Origin of the sequence: Ancylothrix sp. D3o (assembly GCF_025370775.1) — a bacterium.
GTDB lineage: Bacteria > Cyanobacteriota > Cyanobacteriia > Cyanobacteriales > Oscillatoriaceae > Ancylothrix.
In genome coordinates this window covers 753,653-771,396 of record NZ_JAMXEX010000001.1, presented here as the reverse complement: position 1 = coordinate 771,396, position 17,744 = coordinate 753,653, and the positions used below count along the sequence as shown (strand labels likewise).

At 45.3% G+C, this 17,744-nt stretch carries 16 protein-coding genes and 2 tRNA genes; 9 read left to right on the top strand and 9 right to left on the bottom strand.

Features of this window, described 5'->3' with window-relative positions:
• Window positions 1–70: 70 nt before the first annotated feature.
• Window positions 71–1,423: a tyrosinase family protein gene (locus NG798_RS03250; RefSeq protein ID WP_261220346.1), complete on the bottom strand. Its 1,353-nt coding sequence runs from the start codon at window positions 1,421–1,423 to the stop codon at window positions 71–73.
• Window positions 1,424–1,874: 451 nt separating this feature from the next.
• On the opposite strand from NG798_RS03250, the gene NG798_RS03245 reads away from it, so the two are divergent.
• Window positions 1,875–2,015, top strand: coding sequence for a hypothetical protein (locus NG798_RS03245; RefSeq protein ID WP_261220345.1), 141 nt, complete (start codon window positions 1,875–1,877; stop codon window positions 2,013–2,015).
• A gap of 441 nt (window positions 2,016–2,456) precedes the next feature.
• On the opposite strand, the gene NG798_RS03240 is transcribed toward NG798_RS03245, so the two are convergent.
• Window positions 2,457–3,848 carry a tyrosinase family protein gene (locus NG798_RS03240; protein ID WP_261220344.1) on the bottom strand — a complete coding sequence of 464 codons (1,392 nt, stop codon included), beginning with the start codon at window positions 3,846–3,848 and terminating at the stop codon, window positions 2,457–2,459.
• A gap of 803 nt (window positions 3,849–4,651) precedes the next feature.
• Complete coding sequence (gene ald / locus NG798_RS03235) at window positions 4,652–5,737, bottom strand: alanine dehydrogenase (protein ID WP_261220343.1); 1,086 nt, start codon at window positions 5,735–5,737, stop codon at window positions 4,652–4,654.
• Window positions 5,738–5,920: 183 nt separating this feature from the next.
• Here ald and NG798_RS03230 point away from each other — a divergent pair, with 183 nt between their 5' ends.
• The 4 genes from NG798_RS03230 to NG798_RS03215 all read left to right on the top strand — a co-directional run bounded on the left by NG798_RS03230 (window position 5,921) and on the right by NG798_RS03215 (window position 8,185).
• The gene (locus tag NG798_RS03230) at window positions 5,921–6,091 is read left to right on the top strand and encodes a chlorophyll a/b-binding protein (RefSeq protein WP_261220342.1); all 171 of its coding nucleotides are present in this window, start codon (window positions 5,921–5,923) and stop codon (window positions 6,089–6,091) included.
• A 179-nt stretch (window positions 6,092–6,270) separates the two neighbouring features.
• Window positions 6,271–6,564, top strand: a complete 294-nt coding sequence (locus tag NG798_RS03225; protein WP_261220341.1) for a hypothetical protein — start codon at window positions 6,271–6,273, stop codon at window positions 6,562–6,564.
• Between the two features lie 8 nt (window positions 6,565–6,572).
• Entirely contained in the window at window positions 6,573–7,019 is a 447-nt protein-coding gene (locus NG798_RS03220) for a heavy metal-responsive transcriptional regulator (RefSeq protein ID WP_261220340.1), read from the top strand.
• Window positions 7,020–7,105: 86 nt separating this feature from the next.
• Window positions 7,106–8,185: a WD40 repeat domain-containing protein gene (locus NG798_RS03215; protein WP_261220339.1), complete on the top strand. Its 1,080-nt coding sequence runs from the start codon at window positions 7,106–7,108 to the stop codon at window positions 8,183–8,185.
• A 57-nt stretch (window positions 8,186–8,242) separates the two neighbouring features.
• Here NG798_RS03215 and NG798_RS03210 read toward each other — a convergent pair whose 3' ends face one another.
• The 5 genes from NG798_RS03210 to murA all read right to left on the bottom strand — a co-directional run bounded on the left by NG798_RS03210 (window position 8,243) and on the right by murA (window position 13,281).
• Window positions 8,243–10,420 (bottom strand): DEAD/DEAH box helicase, encoded by a 2,178-nt coding sequence (locus tag NG798_RS03210; protein WP_261220338.1) that lies wholly within the window; start codon window positions 10,418–10,420, stop codon window positions 8,243–8,245.
• A 60-nt stretch (window positions 10,421–10,480) separates the two neighbouring features.
• The gene (locus NG798_RS03205) at window positions 10,481–10,765 is read right to left on the bottom strand and encodes a hypothetical protein (RefSeq protein ID WP_261220337.1); all 285 of its coding nucleotides are present in this window, start codon (window positions 10,763–10,765) and stop codon (window positions 10,481–10,483) included.
• 142 nt (window positions 10,766–10,907) lie between these two features.
• Window positions 10,908–10,989, bottom strand: a tRNA-Leu gene (locus NG798_RS03200).
• Window positions 10,968–11,843, bottom strand: coding sequence for a M48 family metallopeptidase (locus NG798_RS03195; RefSeq protein ID WP_261220336.1), 876 nt, complete (start codon window positions 11,841–11,843; stop codon window positions 10,968–10,970). The genes NG798_RS03200 and NG798_RS03195 overlap by 22 nt, the downstream gene beginning before the upstream one ends.
• 34 nt (window positions 11,844–11,877) lie before the next feature.
• On the bottom strand, window positions 11,878–13,281 hold the full coding sequence (gene murA / locus NG798_RS03190) for a UDP-N-acetylglucosamine 1-carboxyvinyltransferase (RefSeq protein ID WP_261220335.1): 1,404 nt from the start codon (window positions 13,279–13,281) through the stop codon (window positions 11,878–11,880).
• Window positions 13,282–13,469: 188 nt separating this feature from the next.
• On the opposite strand from murA, the gene NG798_RS03185 reads away from it, so the two are divergent.
• A tRNA-Leu gene (locus NG798_RS03185) sits at window positions 13,470–13,551 on the top strand.
• 71 nt (window positions 13,552–13,622) lie between these two features.
• On the top strand, window positions 13,623–14,429 hold the full coding sequence (locus NG798_RS03180; protein ID WP_261220546.1) for an RNA methyltransferase: 807 nt from the start codon (window positions 13,623–13,625) through the stop codon (window positions 14,427–14,429).
• On the opposite strand, the gene NG798_RS03175 is transcribed toward NG798_RS03180, so the two are convergent.
• The gene (locus NG798_RS03175; RefSeq protein ID WP_261220334.1) at window positions 14,413–14,661 is read right to left on the bottom strand and encodes a hypothetical protein; all 249 of its coding nucleotides are present in this window, start codon (window positions 14,659–14,661) and stop codon (window positions 14,413–14,415) included. The genes NG798_RS03180 and NG798_RS03175 overlap by 17 nt on opposite strands.
• 305 nt (window positions 14,662–14,966) lie before the next feature.
• Between NG798_RS03175 and lpdA the strand changes: the two genes are divergently transcribed.
• Entirely contained in the window at window positions 14,967–16,400 is a 1,434-nt protein-coding gene (gene lpdA, locus NG798_RS03170; RefSeq protein WP_261220333.1) for a dihydrolipoyl dehydrogenase, read from the top strand.
• A gap of 128 nt (window positions 16,401–16,528) precedes the next feature.
• Window positions 16,529–17,422, top strand: a complete 894-nt coding sequence (trpC, locus tag NG798_RS03165; RefSeq protein ID WP_261220332.1) for an indole-3-glycerol phosphate synthase TrpC — start codon at window positions 16,529–16,531, stop codon at window positions 17,420–17,422.
• Window positions 17,423–17,744: the final 322 nt, after the last annotated feature.

The following is a 17,744-nucleotide window of genomic DNA, read 5'->3' as shown; positions in this document are numbered from 1 at the left end:
TTTTTTGAACCGCAGATGGACGCAGATAGACGCAGATGGGTTAATTGTTAAACCGGCGTTGGTATTACTACTAATTTTTCGCCCCGGCCAAGACTTTGCTGCCTCGTTTTTTCAAGGAACCGGCCCCCAAAACTCCAAAGGCTAATAAACCAAAAATTGAGGCCGGTTCGGGAACCGAGGAACCGTTATGGCAGGGTTTATCGCAGGGTAAATCAGCGACAAGATCAGGACAAGGTTCGTCGCCGTGATAGGCGTGGTGTCCCCAGGGGTTGTACATATAGCCGCCGCTGGTATCGGTGAATAAGTCTGTCGGCGCACTCGCCATGAGGAATTCCTGGGAGGCGTCGAAGGCAAGTCTCTGTTGTCCAGGTCTAGTTGGAGTCAGGTCTAGTAAGTCGTTGGCAATGGGTATATTTGCTGTATTCCAAGGCCACATTAGGTCATTAAGGTTATGTCCGTAGGGTTGGCCGCCGGCTGGATAGAAGTTTGCCCCCCAGCGTCCGTTTAGCTGCCACTGTCCCCATAAGCGGTCGATGTTGGCGTGCAATAGCCAAAACATCGGATCGTTGGGAGAGGTTTGGGTTCTCATCGTGCTACCTGTCCCGAACCAGTTGTGCATGGTGTTGTGCATTCCTGCACCGGCTTCGAGGCGACCGCGTAGTGTGAGGTAAGCATTGGTGTTGAGGGCGTTGTTGACTTGGGCTTGGGTTCCCAAGGCGGTGAACGCGCCTAAGTTTCGCCGTATTGCTCGGATGTTAGTGTTGATTCCTGTCCAAGCGCTTCCGCTGAGGTCTGTTCTTTGCCCCCATCCATTGGCAACGGTGAACAGCCCAGAGGTGATGTTACGATTTTGAGCAGCGTTGCCGTTGGGCCCCATGAAGTTGTCTTGAAAAATTATATTTTGTGTGGCTGCTTGGTTTGTCCAGTCCCAGTAGGGGATGGTAACGCTGGCATCGACGCTTTGTAGGGCAAGTTCAAATTCGTTTAAAAATTGCCGGTGCCAAGGTAAAAATGCTGCGTTTCCGTGTGCGCCGTTGACAAGGGGTTGGCCATTGGGCCCGATACGTCCTGTCATGTCCATTGTGGCGAGGTGGGTGGCGACAAATTGATCGTATTCGCTGATTGTTTGGCCGTTGGCGGTGGTGACAAATCTTTCTGTTTTTAACACATCAAGGGCGTTGAGAAATCTTGAAATCTCATCGCCGCTTAGGTTGGCGGCGTTTTCTCTCACTTGCAAGTTTCCGCCGGTGAGCCCAGAGTTAGCCATTGTGTCGTAGCGATATCCGTAGCTGGTGAAGTCTAGGGTTTGGGCGGGTGTGACTTGGCCGGTGCTGAATGTATAGGCTCGCACCGGGCTAATACTTAGTGCAAAAAAGCTGCTGGTGATGGTGATAATCCAGGTTAAGCTAGGTTTGACAGGCATGGCTTTGTCCTCAAAGAAAGTAACTTAGTGGGGGGGATCTTGACGATGTAAGGAAATTGGCCGCCACTCGTTTATATTTATCTTTTTATAATAAAAGCGTTTTAGTGAGTGTGAGGCTTATTTTATTCGCTAATAGTGAGAGAAGGTAGTGAGATTTTTTGATAGATTGGAGTGCTGACCTTTCATAATCGACCTTAAACCTCTGTTTTGGATTTCCAAACACTCGGTTAAGCCTGCTAGTTTTGGTTATTCCATCATGTACCAATACAAGTATTTTTACTGCCTGTTTACTCTTTAGCACCTGTTTTCGGGCCGGTCTGCTCTCCATTTCTCCGTAATTTCACTGATTTTATTTTAGAGTTATTTAATTGCTCTCTACGGACTCTAGCCACAAATCTTATTTATTTGTTATATATGAAATTTTATCCGTTTGATAACTCTCTTTATTTTTATGGAACCGACTTGCCAATTTTATCAACGCCACAGCATAGCTGGAAAAGCCTTAGCTGTGAAAAAACAACGCCGGCAGTTATCAAGTGATGAGGGTCAATTTCGGGCCGGTGTTGGTTGTTTAAAATTCGGCGAACATTAACAACTTTTCTGTTTTTTTTATAGCTTGATTTTTTTTGCTTTCCGATGCAGCGTCAAAACCGCTATCGCCTTTAAAAACAAGGCTTTCAGGGTCAACCATTCGACCCTTTGCTGGCCAGCCTCTCATCAAAGTTTAAAAGAAAGGCAGAAAATTTTAGGAGCTAACGTTAAAAGCTGAAGTAAACTAGGCTGAACTGTACAGGGTACAGCCAGACTTTGCTATCAGTCTTGCCAAAGGGCTGATACTCTTTGAAAAAAAGCGGGCATTCAATTTTTCGACTTACTGAGGTGCAGCAATTCAAACTCAATATTTTTGTGGCAATGAGAGAAAGCTCTGTTTTGTAATTTCAAAAACAGTTGCCATAACTCTAAACAAACCCCCACACTCAACACCGGCTCACCAGTTATAAATAAGACAAGAAACCGTTATTTAAGCTGAGTGCTAGTTAGCGGCTTTTGCTAATTTGCGCTTCCGCAGAGAACCGGCACCCAAAGCACCGAATGTCAACAAGCCAAAAATAGAAGCCGGTTCGGGAACCGATGAGCCATTGTGGCAAGGCTTATCACAAGGTAAATTAGCCACAATATCAGGACAAGGCTGATCTCCGTGATAGGCGTGATGTCCCCAGGGGTTATACATATTGCCGGTGACATCTGTACTTAAGTCTGAAGGAGCGCTGGCCATCATAAACTCGCCTGCCAGCACGCCCGGATCGATAGGAGAGACACCAGGCAAGGTAGGCAAAAGCGCGGCCAAGTCTGCGGCTACGCGAGATTGTCCGTTATCCCAAGGCCACATGGCGTCAAGCCGGCCATGACCGTAGGGAGTTCCGACGCCGGGGGTTGCATAGGCCGCGGTGCCGGTTAACCGGCCTGTTGTGGGAGTATCTGCAACTGCCACTTGCCAACGACTCCACAGGCGATCTATACCTGCATGAAGCAACCAAAACACCGGATCGTTAGGAGAAGTCATAAAATTCATTGACCCACCGACAAAGGTGTGCATCGGGTTGTGGATAGATAGCTCGACTGGTCGGTTAAAGCCTCCTGTGTTGGCTGCATTCAAATAAACAGCTTGATTCAAAGCGGCTGTCGATACCGTCTGCATATTGGTCGTGAAGGTATTAATATTTTGCGTACTCGCCCGTCTCAAGTTGCGTGAACCGCTTTGGGTTCCCAGCCAAGTGTTACCGCTGAGGTCGTTACGCTGTTGCCAACCGGCAAAACGACCATCTATCAGGCCGCCGGCCCCTGTGTTGCGACTACCGAACAAACCTGCCGAAAACAGCGCTGTTGTTTGGGTTGCGTTGGTGGGGTCCCAGTAAGGAATGGTTACGGAGGAGTCAACGGTTTGTAATTGTTTTTCAAATTCGTAGATAAAAGCGCGGTGCCAAGGCAAAAACCCTGCATTCCCGTGCGCCGCATTCACCAACGGCTGGCCATTTGGCCCAGGCCGGCCTGCCAAGTCCATCGCGCCTAAGTGAGTTGCGACAAACTGGTCATATACACTAATTTGAACACCATTTGTCGTCGTTACCATTGTATTTTTTAGGGTGGTTACGGCATTGACGTATCTGGTTAGTTCATCGGGCGACAGGGAGGTAATATTTCTTCTTACTTGCAGGGTGTTAGGAATTATCACCCCTGGTGCCACTGTAGCCACTGTATTTGTATCAAAGTTGTCATAAGTATAACCCAAGGCCCGAAAGTCGAGCATATCATTGGGCGTATATTGAGCGCGGGTGAAGGTTGCCGCATTTGCTGCACCGGCCCCTAAAACAATCAAGCTGCCAGCACCGATAGCTACCCAAGTATAAATTTGCTTCAGACTCATATCCTTCTCCTTCCTCACCTTTGGCCCTTCGTAGAATTAATTAAATAAATTTATTTTTATATGCCTTTCGGTAAAGTTTCTGTCTTCGCCGATTATGCCGACAAGCTTTGATTTTTACCTAACACGCATATTTTTTTTAACAATAGCTTGATGTTTGCATATTTTCCTACTTTTTGGGGTGAATTTACACAATCTTCATCTAAAAATTAAATTGATGAATATTTCTTTGCAAAACTTCTGCCTTTCCGCCAAACCATGCGCTAGGAGGCACTTTGATTTTTTTGAGGGAAGTCTTGGTTGATTTTATTTGCTGTAGCAGCGACAACAGATCGGTTAAGAAACAGATGTTTTTCTTCTGTTTGCAAATCTCGGCCTTATAGTTTTTAAATGAGAATTTTTGCTAAATAGCCGCGATTGACTTTGGCTACCACAGCATGAACCTCTCACATAAATTTTAGTAAATTTTTCAACAGCCGACCGTATTTTCTGGGTAGCTTGTGTAAATTTTCAGTAAAGTTTCCTACTCTTTTGTAATTTATCTATAAAGTTGGAGACTATAATTTTTCGGAATCGGGTCTTTTTTGCGATATAACTGCATTAGGTAAAAGTTTTTTTAGCTACTGAGAAGTAATGTAAAATAAAATCAAATCGGTAGTTTAAAACTCAAAAAATTAACTAGCAGCCTTAAGTCACCCCTGCCGGGTAAAGTCCGCAAAAAAGAGCTTTAGCCAGCAACGCAACTGCAAACTTACACGATTGCAGGGGTGATGCTGCTGTGCTCACCCCCATTGATGATTTCGTCCTTACGCCAAATCAGGAAAAACTTCGCATACTGCGGGATGTACGAGCCGGCCTGCTTGGACATTCAAACCACCAGCCAGAGCCGCATCACTTTTTAAAACCTCAGCACCTTGGTTTGCCAACTTCAGCACATAAGGCAAGGTACTATTATTAAGTGCTTGCGTAGCCGTCCAGGGAACAGCCCCCGGCATATTTGGCACACCATAATGTAAAACTCCCTCCTCAACATAAGTAGGATGAGTGTGAGAGGTAGCTCTCAGTGTTTCCACACAACCGCCCTGATCCACAGCCACATCAACAATCACTGAACCAGGGCGCATTTTGGCCACCAAAGAACCAGACACCAGAATAGGAGCCCGCCGGCCTGGAACTAGAACAGCCCCAATCAACAGATCCGCTTGTGGAACAATGGATTCAATGGTTAAAGACTCACTGTAAAGATATTGCACCCGTGAGCCAAAAAGCGTTTCCAGATAGGCCAAACGCTCCACATTAATATCTATAATTTGCACAGACGCGCCCATCCCCACCGCAATGCGAGCCGCTTCTGTCCCCACGACACCCCCGCCTAAAATCACCACATTACCAGGCATCACCCCAGGAACACCCCCCAGAAGCACACCCCGTCCGCCTTGTTGCCGTTCGAGATATCTGGCGCCAAACTGCACAGCTAAACGACCGGCAATGATACTCATGGGAGTCAGCAGCGGCAAACTATGGGATGCAAGTTCTACGGTTTCATAAGCAATAGCGGTAATACCAGAGTTAATTAAATGCTCGGTTAAGGTGCGATCTGCTGCCAAATGCAGATAAGTAAAAAGCAATTGGTCTTTTTGTAGCAGCGGATATTCTGCCTTTAGGGGTTCTTTGACTTTTACTACCAAGTCTCGATCCCAAGCTTCTTTTGCGGTTGAGACAATTTTTGCCCCGGCCTGAATATACTCCAAATCCGTAAACCCGGCACCGACGCCGGCATTGGTTTCTACATATACGGAGTGGCCCTTATCAGACAACACTCGCACACTGCTGGGACTCAAACCCACCCGAAACTCTTGATCTTTTGTTTCTTTGGGAACACCTATTTCCATTTGCGACCTCTATTTCACCGATTCCTCTAGCTTAAGACTCGATCACCTCAAAAAATTTTCTTTGTTAGCCTTGGTTTTTGGCTTCTACAATCTAAACTCTTGACTCTAAAATCAAATCGGCGATAGCAGTGTATCCTTGCAATGGGACAATTAAAAGTAAAGAATTGTAACTAGCGGAGAACCATGACTGCACCTCAACCCAGCACAACCCCTAAACTCGAAGAACCAAAGTTTGGTTTTAATGATTATGCTGAACGCCTCAACGGTAGAGCCGCGATGATCGGCTTCGTGCTGATGTTAATTATTGAGTATGTCACCGGCCAAGGTCTACTGAGATGGCTGGGTCTGAATTAAGTTAACTTTAGCGGGGACACAATTGGGCTCTGTCCCTGCGAAATTCAACTCAAGACAGAATTTTCTGGATATTTAAACAGCCCTGTGGAAGTTTAAGTTAAAGTATCGGTAGCACCCTTTAGTGCTACAGTTTTCCTTCAACTTTGGTTCTATAGCTCAGCAATCAGTACAGAAAAAATATGAACGTCGCCTGGACTCGGTTTTTAAAATCAGCTTACCGCAAAGAGCCTCTCTTCAGTTTTATGCTCACCATTGGCGCTGTTGATGCCGTTATTGGTAGTCTTGATGAGCGAGGATCTCTGCTGGCTTTTGGCTTGAGTACAATGATTGTGGCTGTGGTTGTACGCTGGTGGCAAATTCAAAGCTCTCAAGTCGAACAACCTGAACGAGTACCCGAACATTATTTACCGCCGGCGTCTTCGCGTCCAGCTTTGCCGGTTTTGTCACCTTCTCGCAAACAACCCCGCCGCTAATGTTGGAAATGCTTACTGGCAAGATAACTCAGGAAATGACCGGCCAGGATCAATTGTTGAAGATTGGAGAAGTAGCAGCAATTACCCATTTGCCGGTTAAAACTATTCGGTATTATGAAGAAATCGGACTGCTCGCCCCTAATGTAGAGCGTTCCAAATCGGGATATCGCCTATTTAAAATTGAGGTGATTAACCGACTGGGATTTATTAAACGAGCCCAATCTTTAGGACTCAGCCTCAGCGAAATTCAAGAAATATTAAATATCTACCAAAATGGCGAATTACCCTGTGGCGAAATGAAGCAACATTTGCTGGCAAAAGTTGATGCAATTAACGAACAAATTGCGGCTTTAGAAGGTTTAAAACAAGAACTTCAAGGGTTACTGGGCCGGTGGGAAGAAGAACCGCCAGCAGATCGCATTTCTCAAACCATTTGCCCGAATATTCAACTGTAAAGGAGGTGGGGCCGGTATGGGCAGGCGGGCAAGATGCCCGCCCCACTGGGGGTACGGACGATACAAGTATCGGTGGAAAATGAAGCATGAAAGGAATTTATACATTTATTTTTTGGGCAATATTGGGGGTGACAATAAGTTTTATGGGTGCTCTATTTGTGACACCCTCCCTAGGAAAATCAAGGGTGATTGAGACATCACAAAGCGATGTGTTTAGTCAAGGTTGGGCAAATCCTGAATTAGTGTACACGCTTAAAGGTCATAAAGGAACAGTAGAAACCCTCGCTTTTAGTCCTGATGGAGAACTTTTAATTAGTGGTGGGGGAAGTATGGATGGAAAGATTAGAGTTTGGAATCTCAAGGAGGAGGGAGATAATATTCGGACGGTGAAAGCACATACAAATAGAGTTTTGACGGTGGCTTTTGCTGGGGATAATGAGACATTTGCGAGTGGTAGTGATGATGCAATGTTGAATATTTGGAACCGGCATAAAGATGAACCAAATCGAATTTTTTTGAAACCGGCCACAAATGTGATGTCTTTAGCAATTAGTCCCAATGTCCAAACATTGGTAAGTGGGGGTTTGGATGGGGTAAAATTTTGGGATTTACGAACTCGCCGGCCTTTGAAAGAATTATTACGGTATGAAACTATTTACTCAGTTGCTATTAGTTATGATGGGCGTTTTTTAGCAAGTGGTGATAAGGATGGAAACATAAAATTATGGGATTTTTATACAGCAGATTTATTGAAAACAATTAAGGCTCATGGGGGTGCAGTAAATGTGGTGGTTTTTACTCCTGATGGGGAAAAGTTAATTACGGGTAGTTATGACAGTTTTATTAAAATTTGGGATGTAAAAACCGGCGATTTATTGAAAACTTTAGCCGGTCATCCTTCACAGGTAAATGCGTTAGCAATAAACCTGGATGGGGTAACTTTGGCAAGTGCCGGTTTTGATGGAATTAGAATTTGGAATTTAAATTCTGGTGAGTTGGTAGGAAAGTTTTTAGGACATACCGACTGGGTGCAATCTTTGGCCTTTAGTCCTGATGGAATGCTATTAGCAAGTGGGGGGTTTGATCGGTTGGTGAAAGTGTGGAAAGCGGGTGCGGTTTTGGAGGAGCCGGTGATTAGCAATAGGAATTTTTTTAACCGCAGATGAACGCAGATGGACGCGGATAGACTATCTGCGTCCATCTGCGTTTATCTGCGGTTAATTTTATTCTGTTTCAGAAATAGCGCGTTTTAAAGGCCGTTTGTAAGTAAAAGTAAACGTTTCTCCGCTGTCAATAACGCGCTGCATTTCTTCATACATCGGATAATGACCAACGCCACTTAAATTTACCCAACCGCGAGCCCTTGTTAAAGCCACAAATAGTTGATTTCGGAGGTTAACATCGCTTTCATTTCTGGCAACATTATCTAACCCGACAACATACACCATATCAGCTTCATTTCCCTTAGCACGAGTGACCCGAGAAACAGTTATTCCGCCTTCCATCCAAAATTTATCAGGGTTATGATCCGGCCATTGGGGGTTTAATTCATTTAACCCTAAAGCAGTAGGTATGTAAATATCGATGTTTTGGTCAATTAAAAAGCCGGCAACTTGGTTTTCTAATTCTATTGCATCATTGATAGAACCGAGAATTATAATTAAGATATCTCGGCTTGGTTTGAGGTCATCTTCTACCAAGTTGTGCATGATTTTATCAGCTAATGCTTTCATTTCTTCTTGGCGAGATGGGTAGGTTTCAAATTCTAAAACCGGCTTTTCCCAAAGTTCGGGGACTGGGTTAGGGGAGTTTTGGGGAGGCCGGTGTAGTATAATTTTTTGACCAGGTAAAAATTTGCCGGTGACTTCATAGCCAATGGAACGCCAATCATCTGCACGAGTAATGCCGGTGAGCATTCCTTCAGAGCGTAATAATCCCATACCAATTGCATGAGCAGCGGTCAATATTTGCCCCGGTACGCGATAGCAACGACGCATGACTTCTGATTTTTTAATTCCGCCACTATAAAGCGCTCCTTTGCTTAAGAGTTCGCTGAGGTTTTCGCCGAATAATTCTTTGGCTGTGGGTATTTTTAGGTTATCTAAACTTTGGGCTTCATCATAGGCCCAAATTAAGCGCTTTTGTTCGGGGTTTTGCGGATCTGCCGGTTTTAAGGCTTTGTAAGCTAACCAGTAAATTGCTTGTTTATCTTGATATTTTAGGTCATCTTCGGCAACTAAATCTTGTCCTTCGTCAATCAAAATGGCATCAAATATTGGCTCGATTTCGATTTCTTCTAATAACCTTTTACAAACATCAGTTAAACCTCGGTTGGGTTGTCTTTCTGCGCTATCACTGGCTGTTTTGCGGCGGATGTTATGATGTTCACAAATTGTGCTATAAAGTCCAGGGTGATCTTTTGCACCCCAAGCGTGAAGAATTCGCAATTTTGATTTGGCTTGTTCGTAGGTTACATCGCCATTGCTGAAGCGTTTTAACCAGCGGTCTACTAAGCCGGTCATCATATCATAAAGGGTGCGGGTAAAAAACACTAAAGCTATATCCCAGTCGGGATGTTTAAGGTGGATATGGGCGGCTTTTTGGCAGAGTAAAACGGTTTTTCCAGAGCCGGCAATTCCCCGCATTCTTTGAAAACCAGGGGGGATTGTTTTACCGATGTTTTCTTGTTGGTAATCTAATTCGTAGAGTTTTTCTTGTAAGGTTGCAACGATGCTGGCTCGGCTTTTTTTATCAGTTTTGGTGGCAACGGTACGGGGAGGTTTTCTTAATACCGGCGTTCCACTAATCACGGCTAACAAAATTTCCCATTGTTTATCATCCAAAGTTTCACCGGCAACTAGAGTTTTTGCTTGGTGGAGGCGTTCGAGCAAACCATTTTTAGTTAAATGATTTTGAAAGATAATTGTCGGTAAATTGGCAATTTTATCAAAACCTTTTTGTTGCCATTCTTCCTCAGAAACCTGGGGTAAAGCAATAATTGCGCGTCCGGTTATTTTACGACGGATGGGTGCTTCGCGGTCACAATATCCCAACATGGCATAAGCTTGATTTTCTGCTTGTTGATTGGGCGTTGATTCGGGTACGGAATAGTTTTGAAATCGCCAGATGTTTTCGTTAACTTCGCTGATTTGATCGATGGTGGCGGGGATGATTTCTATTACTGTTAAACCTAGTTCTTTGTCGGCGATTAAAATATCGGGTTCTTTGCGAATTTCGCCGGCTTTGGCAAAGATGGGATAGCGCCAGTAGGCAATACAATGTCTTTCAGAAAAAGCTGTTTTTACGACATCCCAGACTTTTTGATATCCTGTTTGTTCGCTCGGATTAATGGGTTCGGTGGTGATAAATTTGCGTCCCTGATCTTCTATTCCTACCGCCATTTTTTTGTACCTTTTTTATCGTTTGGGGGATAATAAAGCGTTCTCTACATTCTACCCCAATTACCTGAGTTCGGCTAGGCGGTGATTATAAATATTTTTTTGCATTGTTGGCAGAGGCAGGTTTTGGGTTTTTTGGGGCTTTGGTGAAATGCCGGTGAGGAGCAAATAAAAAAGGAACAGACTTTGACATCTGTTCCCTTTATTATCAGGGCTTTCGCCCTTCAATTTTTGCCGCATCATCTGCTGTTGTTTTCTGATTTGGCGTGCGCGAGCCGATCCACCTTTCCCCTTATCGTTTCTTCCGCTGCGGCGGGGAGACTCCCAGCTTTTCAATTGTTGAGCCATAACCTTTTACTTTTACAACTACATCTATACTACACCAAAAAACCATAAAGAGCAACTCTGCCCAAAGACCAAAAACCGGCCCTTTGTAAAAAACCCTAAAAATAAAAACCCGGTTTCAAATAGAAACCAGGTCTTGTAGTAGTGGGCGAGGAGAGAATCGAACTCTCATACCTTTCGGTGTCAGATTTTGAGTCTGATGCGTCTACCAGTTTCGCCACCCGCCCTTGTCGTCGCTTTTAGTATTATACACAAAATTTCTATTTTGCAATAGGGTTTCATAACTTTTTTCCGACGCCCAGCGATCAATTTCCCTGGCCCGCAACACCGGCACCGGATGAGTCAACCCAGCCGTCTGAGCCTGCTTAAGCAACAGCCCCAACTCCGACTTATCAACCTCATCATAAGCCCGCGCCTGAGCCAAAAAAGCATCCACATTCAACTTAGGAGCCAAAGAAGGAGATCCCCCCGACAACTTCATCAACAGAGAAATCACCACCTTCGGGTCTTGCACCGCCAGCAGAGCCGAGCGGTCACAAGTAAACTCAGCACAACGCACCCACTCCAAAAGCTGAGCCTGTAAACTTTGAGCCAACATCCCCCCAAGTGAAGGCAACTGACCGGCAGCCAACACCAGCAAATTAGCCAGCGTCAGATACACCCCGTGATCACACTTCAAATGACCCAACTCATGGGCAATCACCGCCTGGACTTCCTGATCCGTCAACAAATCAATCAGAGAAGTGTGCATAACAATAAAAGGCTGCCGGCCACGCATCGCAAACGTATAAGCATTTGGAACAGGATGCTGCCGCACATATAACTGCGGCACCTCCAAATCCAAAATCTGGCACGCCTCAACCAGCAGATGATATAAATGCGGCAACTGCTGCTCACCCACCAAAACACTAGAAGCAATATTCTCCAAATAGAAAAACTGCTCCCCAACCGGCCCCAGCAAATTCCGCACCACCAAATCCAAACCAGGCAACTGCTTAAGCGCATTCGTTGCCTCCAAATCAAGCGGATGACGGAAATGGTCAGCCTTTAAACCAGTCAGCGTTTGTTTGAAGAAATCCATGCCAAATCCACCGCAATCAAACAGTAAACCTCTCTTAGTTTAGTGTTGATTGCACCGCTATTGCCTGAGAAACCAAGCTCGCGTCTGGTTCAGCATCCGCCAAACTCCGCACCAACTTAGCACCCAAACCGCGTAACTTATCTTCCAAACTCTCGTAACCTCGGTCTAAGTGTTGCAACTGCTGGATCGTCGTCTTGCCTTGAGCAGCCAAACCGGCCAAAACCAGCGCCGCCGAAGCACGCAAGTCCGTCGCCACCACCGGCGCCCCCGACAAAAACGGCACACCGCGAATAATCGCATGATTACCCTTAACCCGAATATCAGCACCCATGCGGTTAAGTTCGGCCACATGACGCAAACGGTTTTCAAACACCGTTTCGCTAATCACACTATTACCCTCACTCAAAGTCAGCAAAGCCATAAACTGAGCCTGCATATCCGTCGGGAACCCAGGATAAGGCAAAGTCTCAATATCCGTTCCCGTATGCTGAGGCGCACCAACAATCCGTAACTGATTCGTTCCCTCAGCCGTTACCTTAGCGCCAATCGCTCGTAACTTAGCAATCACCGCCGTCAAATGATCTGGAATCACCGGCCCAACAATAATATCACCGCGAGTAATTGCCCCAGCCACCAAAAATGTGCCGGCCTCAATACGGTCTGGAATAATACTGTAATCAGTCGAGTGCAACTGCTCAACTCCAGAAATCGTAATAGTTTTCGTCCCGGCACCCGTAATTTTTGCCCCCATCGAGTTACAAAAATTCGCCAGATCCAAAACTTCCGGTTCCTGGGCCGCATTTTCAATTGTCGTTTCACCATCCGCCAGCGTCGCCGCCATCATCAACGTTTCCGTTGCCCCAACGCTGGGATAATCCAAATAAATTTTCGCACCTTTTAAACGCCGATTTGGGCCGGTGACATAAGCATTAACAATCCCATGATCAATCTGAACATCCGCACCCATCGCCTGTAAACCTCGGACGTGCAACTCCACCGGCCTTGCACCAATAGCACATCCCCCTGGCAAAGGAATTTTCGCCACCCCCAACCGCGCCAACAAAGGCCCAATCGCAAAAAAGCTGGCCCGTAACTGGCTTACCAACTCATAGGGAGCCTCCGAGGTAGAAATATCCCTGGCATTGAGGTCTAAAACATCGCCATTTTGGGTTAATTTGACCCCCAAGGCCGACAAAATCTGTCCCATCCGCTTCACATCTGCCAACACCGGCACATTGCGAAGACGGCAATCTCCCGAACATAACAAAGCACCTGTCATCACCACCAAAGCTGCGTTTTTTGCACCGCTGACTTTCACATGGCCCGCCAACGGTTGTCGGCCCCAAATGTGCAGAACTTGTTTGTCTGCTTCATCGGGGGAAGCGTGATTACCTGTCAAATTTACAGAAGCAGTAATAGCCTTACCCTCCAATCTCATTTAATTTTTTGTAACTCCTAAGTTGGTTCCGATTTTACCGGAAAGATTCAATCTGTCCAGCTTTCTGCCCTAACAAGTTGCGATTTGTTAACCTTTTTGCCGTTTCCAAAAAAAATTTCCGCTCATCCCTTGACTTTGGCTCTCTCTTACGCTACATTTGTGAGTTGTGGTGCAAATTAAGCCACCAAGCGGAACTGGCGGAATTGGTAGACGCGCATGATTCAGGTTCATGTGGTGCAAGCCTTCCGGGTTCAAGTCCCGGGTTCCGCATCCCCTGGCAAAAGGATTTTCCTTTTGCCATTTTTATTGTTTTTGCAGAACTCGGAAATATGTTCACCAATATCCTCACCAGTCGCCAAAACCGTCTTGTTAAACAAATTCGCAAACTCCACAAACCGAAAGGACGCGAAGAAACGAATCTCTTTCTGCTGGAAGGAACCCATTTACTTGAGGAAGCCTGCGCTGTTGAGTATTCCCTCGAAACCGTCTGTGCTACCCCCCAATGGATTGCTGAGCATCCCCAACTTTGGGATTTTGCCACAAAACACGCCAGTCTGAGTCAAGTTGTAAATGATTTTGTTTTACAAGTGCTTGCAACGACGATTAACCCGGATGGAGTTGTAGCAACTGCGCCACGCAAAACTCAAGACATAGAAAGCTCAAATATCTCAGGTTTAATAGTTGCCCTAGAAACAATTCAAGATCCGGGGAATTTAGGGACAATTATTCGCACAGCAGCCGGTGCCGGTGCTGGGGGGGTATGGTTAAGTGATGATAGCGCTGATCCTGAACAACCGAAAGTTTTGCGAGCATCTGCCGGCACATGGTTTCGTTTACCCATTGCCAGAAAGCCGAATTTAACAGCCGAATTGAGCGACTGTCGGGATAACGGCTTCCAAATTATCGCCACCACCGCCAGCGCCAAACAAACGTACTGGGAAATTGACTATCAAAAACCCACTGTGATTTTACTGGGAAATGAAGGGGCCGGTTTATCTGACTCTGTGCTAAATGTAGCCACCCACCAAGTGAAAATTCCCCTCAATAACGGCGTAGAATCTTTAAACGTCGCCATTGCGGCGGCGGTGATTTTATATGAAGCCCAACGCCAGCAACACGAAACAGCCCCAACTACTCCAGCGGTTTAGATTTTTTAGACTCCAGATATTGCTCAATATCAGCAACGGCTTGTTCTAATTCCGCTAAATCAAAAGCTTTTTCGGTTTTTTTGCTTGAATTTGTCTTACCAGGCTGTTTAGGAGTCTTGGCATCGCTTACCGGCAAATCATTAAGGCTATCTTGTAATTGTTCGATAGACTCAAAAAAAGCTTCAGCAGCGATGCGGCGTAAATTTTGGTCTTCTTCGTGTTGCTCCATCATGCAGGACTCCATAGCTATATAAAAACTATCACCAATACTTGCCGGCTGGGGCTAAATTTTTGCCAGATGCACAGCGTTTTAGGATGCCTCAAACCGCCAACCATCCCTAGCATTAAGCTGAGTTTACTGATTTTTGGGATTCCAGTTAATGGTATTCTCAAGCCCTCTTGGGAATACCAGACCCATTGCTAAAATACAGATTGCCCAAAAATTTGCTTGCTTGAAACAGAACTGCATCCCCTTGTACAAGTGACCCCCAACAGACGAAAATAAATAGGGCTTTTGTTGCAGCAGGAGAAATACAAGTGTCAGTTGGATTTGATTACGATTTAGCAATTATCGGTGCCGGTGTTGGCGGACACGGTGCCGCCATCCACGCCAAAAGTTGCGGTTTGAAAGTAGCTATTGTTGAAGCCGCCGAAATGGGTGGAACCTGTATTAATCGCGGCTGTATCCCCTCAAAAGCCCTTCTGGCAGCAGCCGGTCGTGTCCGTGAGTTGCGCGACGAACATCACCTCAAAAATCTGGGCATCCAGTTAGGCGAAGTCAGCTTTGAGCGTAGCGCCATCGCCGATCATGCCAACAATATTGTTAGCAAAATTCGCGCAGACATGACCAACAGCCTCAAGCGTCTTGGCATTGATGTGTTTCAAGGCTGGGGTAGAGTGGCCGGTAAACAAAAAATCAGCATTGATACGGATAACGGCGAAAAAACCATCACCGCCCGCGATATTATCTTAGCCCCCGGTTCAGTTCCCTGGGTACCCAACGGCGTAGAAGTTGACGGCAAAACAGTTTTTACCAGCGATGCAGCTATTAAGTTAGAATCGTTACCCCAATGGATTGCTATTATTGGTAGTGGTTATATTGGCTTAGAATTTGCTGATATTTATACCGCTTTGGGTTCAGAAATTACGATGATCGAAGCCCTCGATCAATTGATGCCTACTTTTGATCCTGATATTGCCAAACAAGCCCAAAGAGTTTTAATTGCCCCCCGTGATATTGAAACTCGCACAGGTGTTTTAGCTGCCAAAGTTACCCCCGGCTCGCCGGTGAGAATTGAACTGGCAGACATGAAAACAAAAGAAGTGGTCGAAGTTTTAGAAGTTGATGCTTGTTTAGTTGCTACCGGTCGTATTCCAGCTACTAAAGATTTAGGATTAGAAAAAGTAGGTGTGGAAACAGACCGGCGTGGGTTTATTCCTGTCAATGATGACTTACAAATTTTAGCAAGTGGTGAGCCGGTTTCTAATCTTTGGGCAATTGGTGATGCTACCGGCAAAATGATGCTGGCACACGCCGCTTCTGCACAAGGTATTGCTGTGGTAGAGACCATTTGTGGACGTCACCGGCAAGTTGATTATCGCTCAATTCCCGCCGCAGCTTTCACCCATCCAGAAATTAGTTTTGTTGGCTTAACTCAACCGGCTGCCGAAGAATTAGGCAAAACTGAAGGTTTCAAAGTTGCAGTTGCTCGCAGTTATTTTAAAGGCAATTCTAAAGCAATTGCTGAAGGCGAAACCGAAGGACTTGCTAAAGTTATCTACCGGGAAGATACAGGAGAACTTTTAGGAGTTCATATTTTAGGAATTCACGCGGCTGATTTAATTCAAGAAGCCGCAAATGCAATGGCAAAACGCGAATCTGTCCATGATTTAGCTTTCTTTGTCCACACTCACCCCACCCTTTCGGAAGTGTTGGATGAAGCTTATAAACGTGCCATCGCTAATCATTAACCTATCTGCGTTAATCAGTGGGGCAGGCAAGATGCCTGCCTTACATCTGTGGATATAAACCGCAGATATTAAGCAGGCAAGATGCCTGCTCCACAGATGAAGAAAATGTAAAATTGAGAAAATAAACTATGCAAATTCGTCGTCGTCCTCCAAATCCTGCTGTTTCTGTGAGCATTTTGCGTTATCAAGTAAAAATGGCGGATTCTGAACCGCAAAATATTCTCGAAGAAATTGTCTGGCATAAGGAAACAGAAGTTACGCAAATGCGCGAGCGTTTGCCGTTGATGGAACTGCAATATCAAGCTAAAAATGCACCGCTACCCCGCGATTTTTTGGCGGCTTTAAAAGAAGGTAAAACTCAACCGGCTTTGATTGCTGAGGTAAAAAAGGCTTCTCCAAGTAAGGGAGTTTTGCGCGAAGATTTTGAGCCGGTGGATATTGCCAAGGCTTATGAAAAAGCCGGTGCAAGTTGTATTTCTGTGTTAACAGATGAGAAGTTTTTTCAAGGCAGTTTTCAAAATCTTCGCCGTATTCGGCAATCGGTGGATCTGCCTTTGTTGTGTAAGGATTTTGTGATTTATCCCTATCAAATTTATCTGGCTCGTGTTAATGGTGCTGATGCGGTGCTTTTAATTGCGGCAATTTTATCTGACAAAGACTTACAATATTTTTTGAAAATTGTCAAGGCTTTGGGGATGACGGCTTTGATCGAAGTTCATAGTTTAGAAGAACTGGATCGGGTTCTGGCAATTGATGGGGTAAATTTGATAGGGATAAATAACCGGAATTTGGGTAATTTTTCGGTAGATTTACAAACAACTGAGGATTTGTTGCAAAAGCACGGTAGTCTGCTGCAAGAGCGGGGTATTCTGGTAGTGAGTGAGTCAGGGTTACACAACAATTCTGATTTACAACGAGTTAGGGCTGCTGGTGCCGGTGCTGTGTTGATAGGCGAATCCTTGGTAAAACAACCCGATCCGGGTGCAGCAATCTCTGCTTTGTTCCAAGACTCAAATCTTTAAACCTGGCAATTTTTTAGTCTAGCGATTTTATCGCCCAATTAAAAAACGGGCTTTGATGGGCCCGTTAACTTTTTACTCTTCCTGTACCCCAGAAATTTCGGATACCAGTGATCAGAATAGATGCCGACAGGCAATGCAAGCAAGGTTTGTGCGAATCAATCGGATCGGCACGCCCTTTGATTTTTTAAAGTCGTAAATTTCTCCTAAATGTTGGCAGATTGGTGTGATGGTGGGGTTGCCGTCTAAATCTGTTGTTGTAATCAACCGGCTACTTGCTGTCTCTTTTAACAGGCTCAATTTTCACCTAGTTACATTGCCAAAA

Excerpts from the sequence above, each read along its gene's own strand:
- NG798_RS03250 (WP_261220346.1), bottom strand. The coding sequence starts at position 1,423 with ATGCCTGTCAAACCTAGCTTAACCTGGATTATCACCATCACCAGCAGC.
- NG798_RS03245 (WP_261220345.1), top strand. The coding sequence starts at position 1,875 with ATGGAACCGACTTGCCAATTTTATCAACGCCACAGCATAGCTGGAAAA.
- NG798_RS03240 (WP_261220344.1), bottom strand. The coding sequence starts at position 3,848 with ATGAGTCTGAAGCAAATTTATACTTGGGTAGCTATCGGTGCTGGCAGC.
- ald (WP_261220343.1), bottom strand. The coding sequence starts at position 5,737 with ATGGAAATAGGTGTTCCCAAAGAAACAAAAGATCAAGAGTTTCGGGTG.
- NG798_RS03230 (WP_261220342.1), top strand. The coding sequence starts at position 5,921 with ATGACTGCACCTCAACCCAGCACAACCCCTAAACTCGAAGAACCAAAG.
- NG798_RS03225 (WP_261220341.1), top strand. The coding sequence starts at position 6,271 with ATGAACGTCGCCTGGACTCGGTTTTTAAAATCAGCTTACCGCAAAGAG.
- NG798_RS03220 (WP_261220340.1), top strand. The coding sequence starts at position 6,573 with ATGCTTACTGGCAAGATAACTCAGGAAATGACCGGCCAGGATCAATTG.
- NG798_RS03215 (WP_261220339.1), top strand. The coding sequence starts at position 7,106 with ATGAAAGGAATTTATACATTTATTTTTTGGGCAATATTGGGGGTGACA.
- NG798_RS03210 (WP_261220338.1), bottom strand. The coding sequence starts at position 10,420 with ATGGCGGTAGGAATAGAAGATCAGGGACGCAAATTTATCACCACCGAA.
- NG798_RS03205 (WP_261220337.1), bottom strand. The coding sequence starts at position 10,765 with ATGGCTCAACAATTGAAAAGCTGGGAGTCTCCCCGCCGCAGCGGAAGA.
- NG798_RS03195 (WP_261220336.1), bottom strand. The coding sequence starts at position 11,843 with ATGGATTTCTTCAAACAAACGCTGACTGGTTTAAAGGCTGACCATTTC.
- murA (WP_261220335.1), bottom strand. The coding sequence starts at position 13,281 with ATGAGATTGGAGGGTAAGGCTATTACTGCTTCTGTAAATTTGACAGGT.
- NG798_RS03175 (WP_261220334.1), bottom strand. The coding sequence starts at position 14,661 with ATGATGGAGCAACACGAAGAAGACCAAAATTTACGCCGCATCGCTGCT.
- trpC (WP_261220332.1), top strand. The coding sequence starts at position 16,529 with ATGCAAATTCGTCGTCGTCCTCCAAATCCTGCTGTTTCTGTGAGCATT.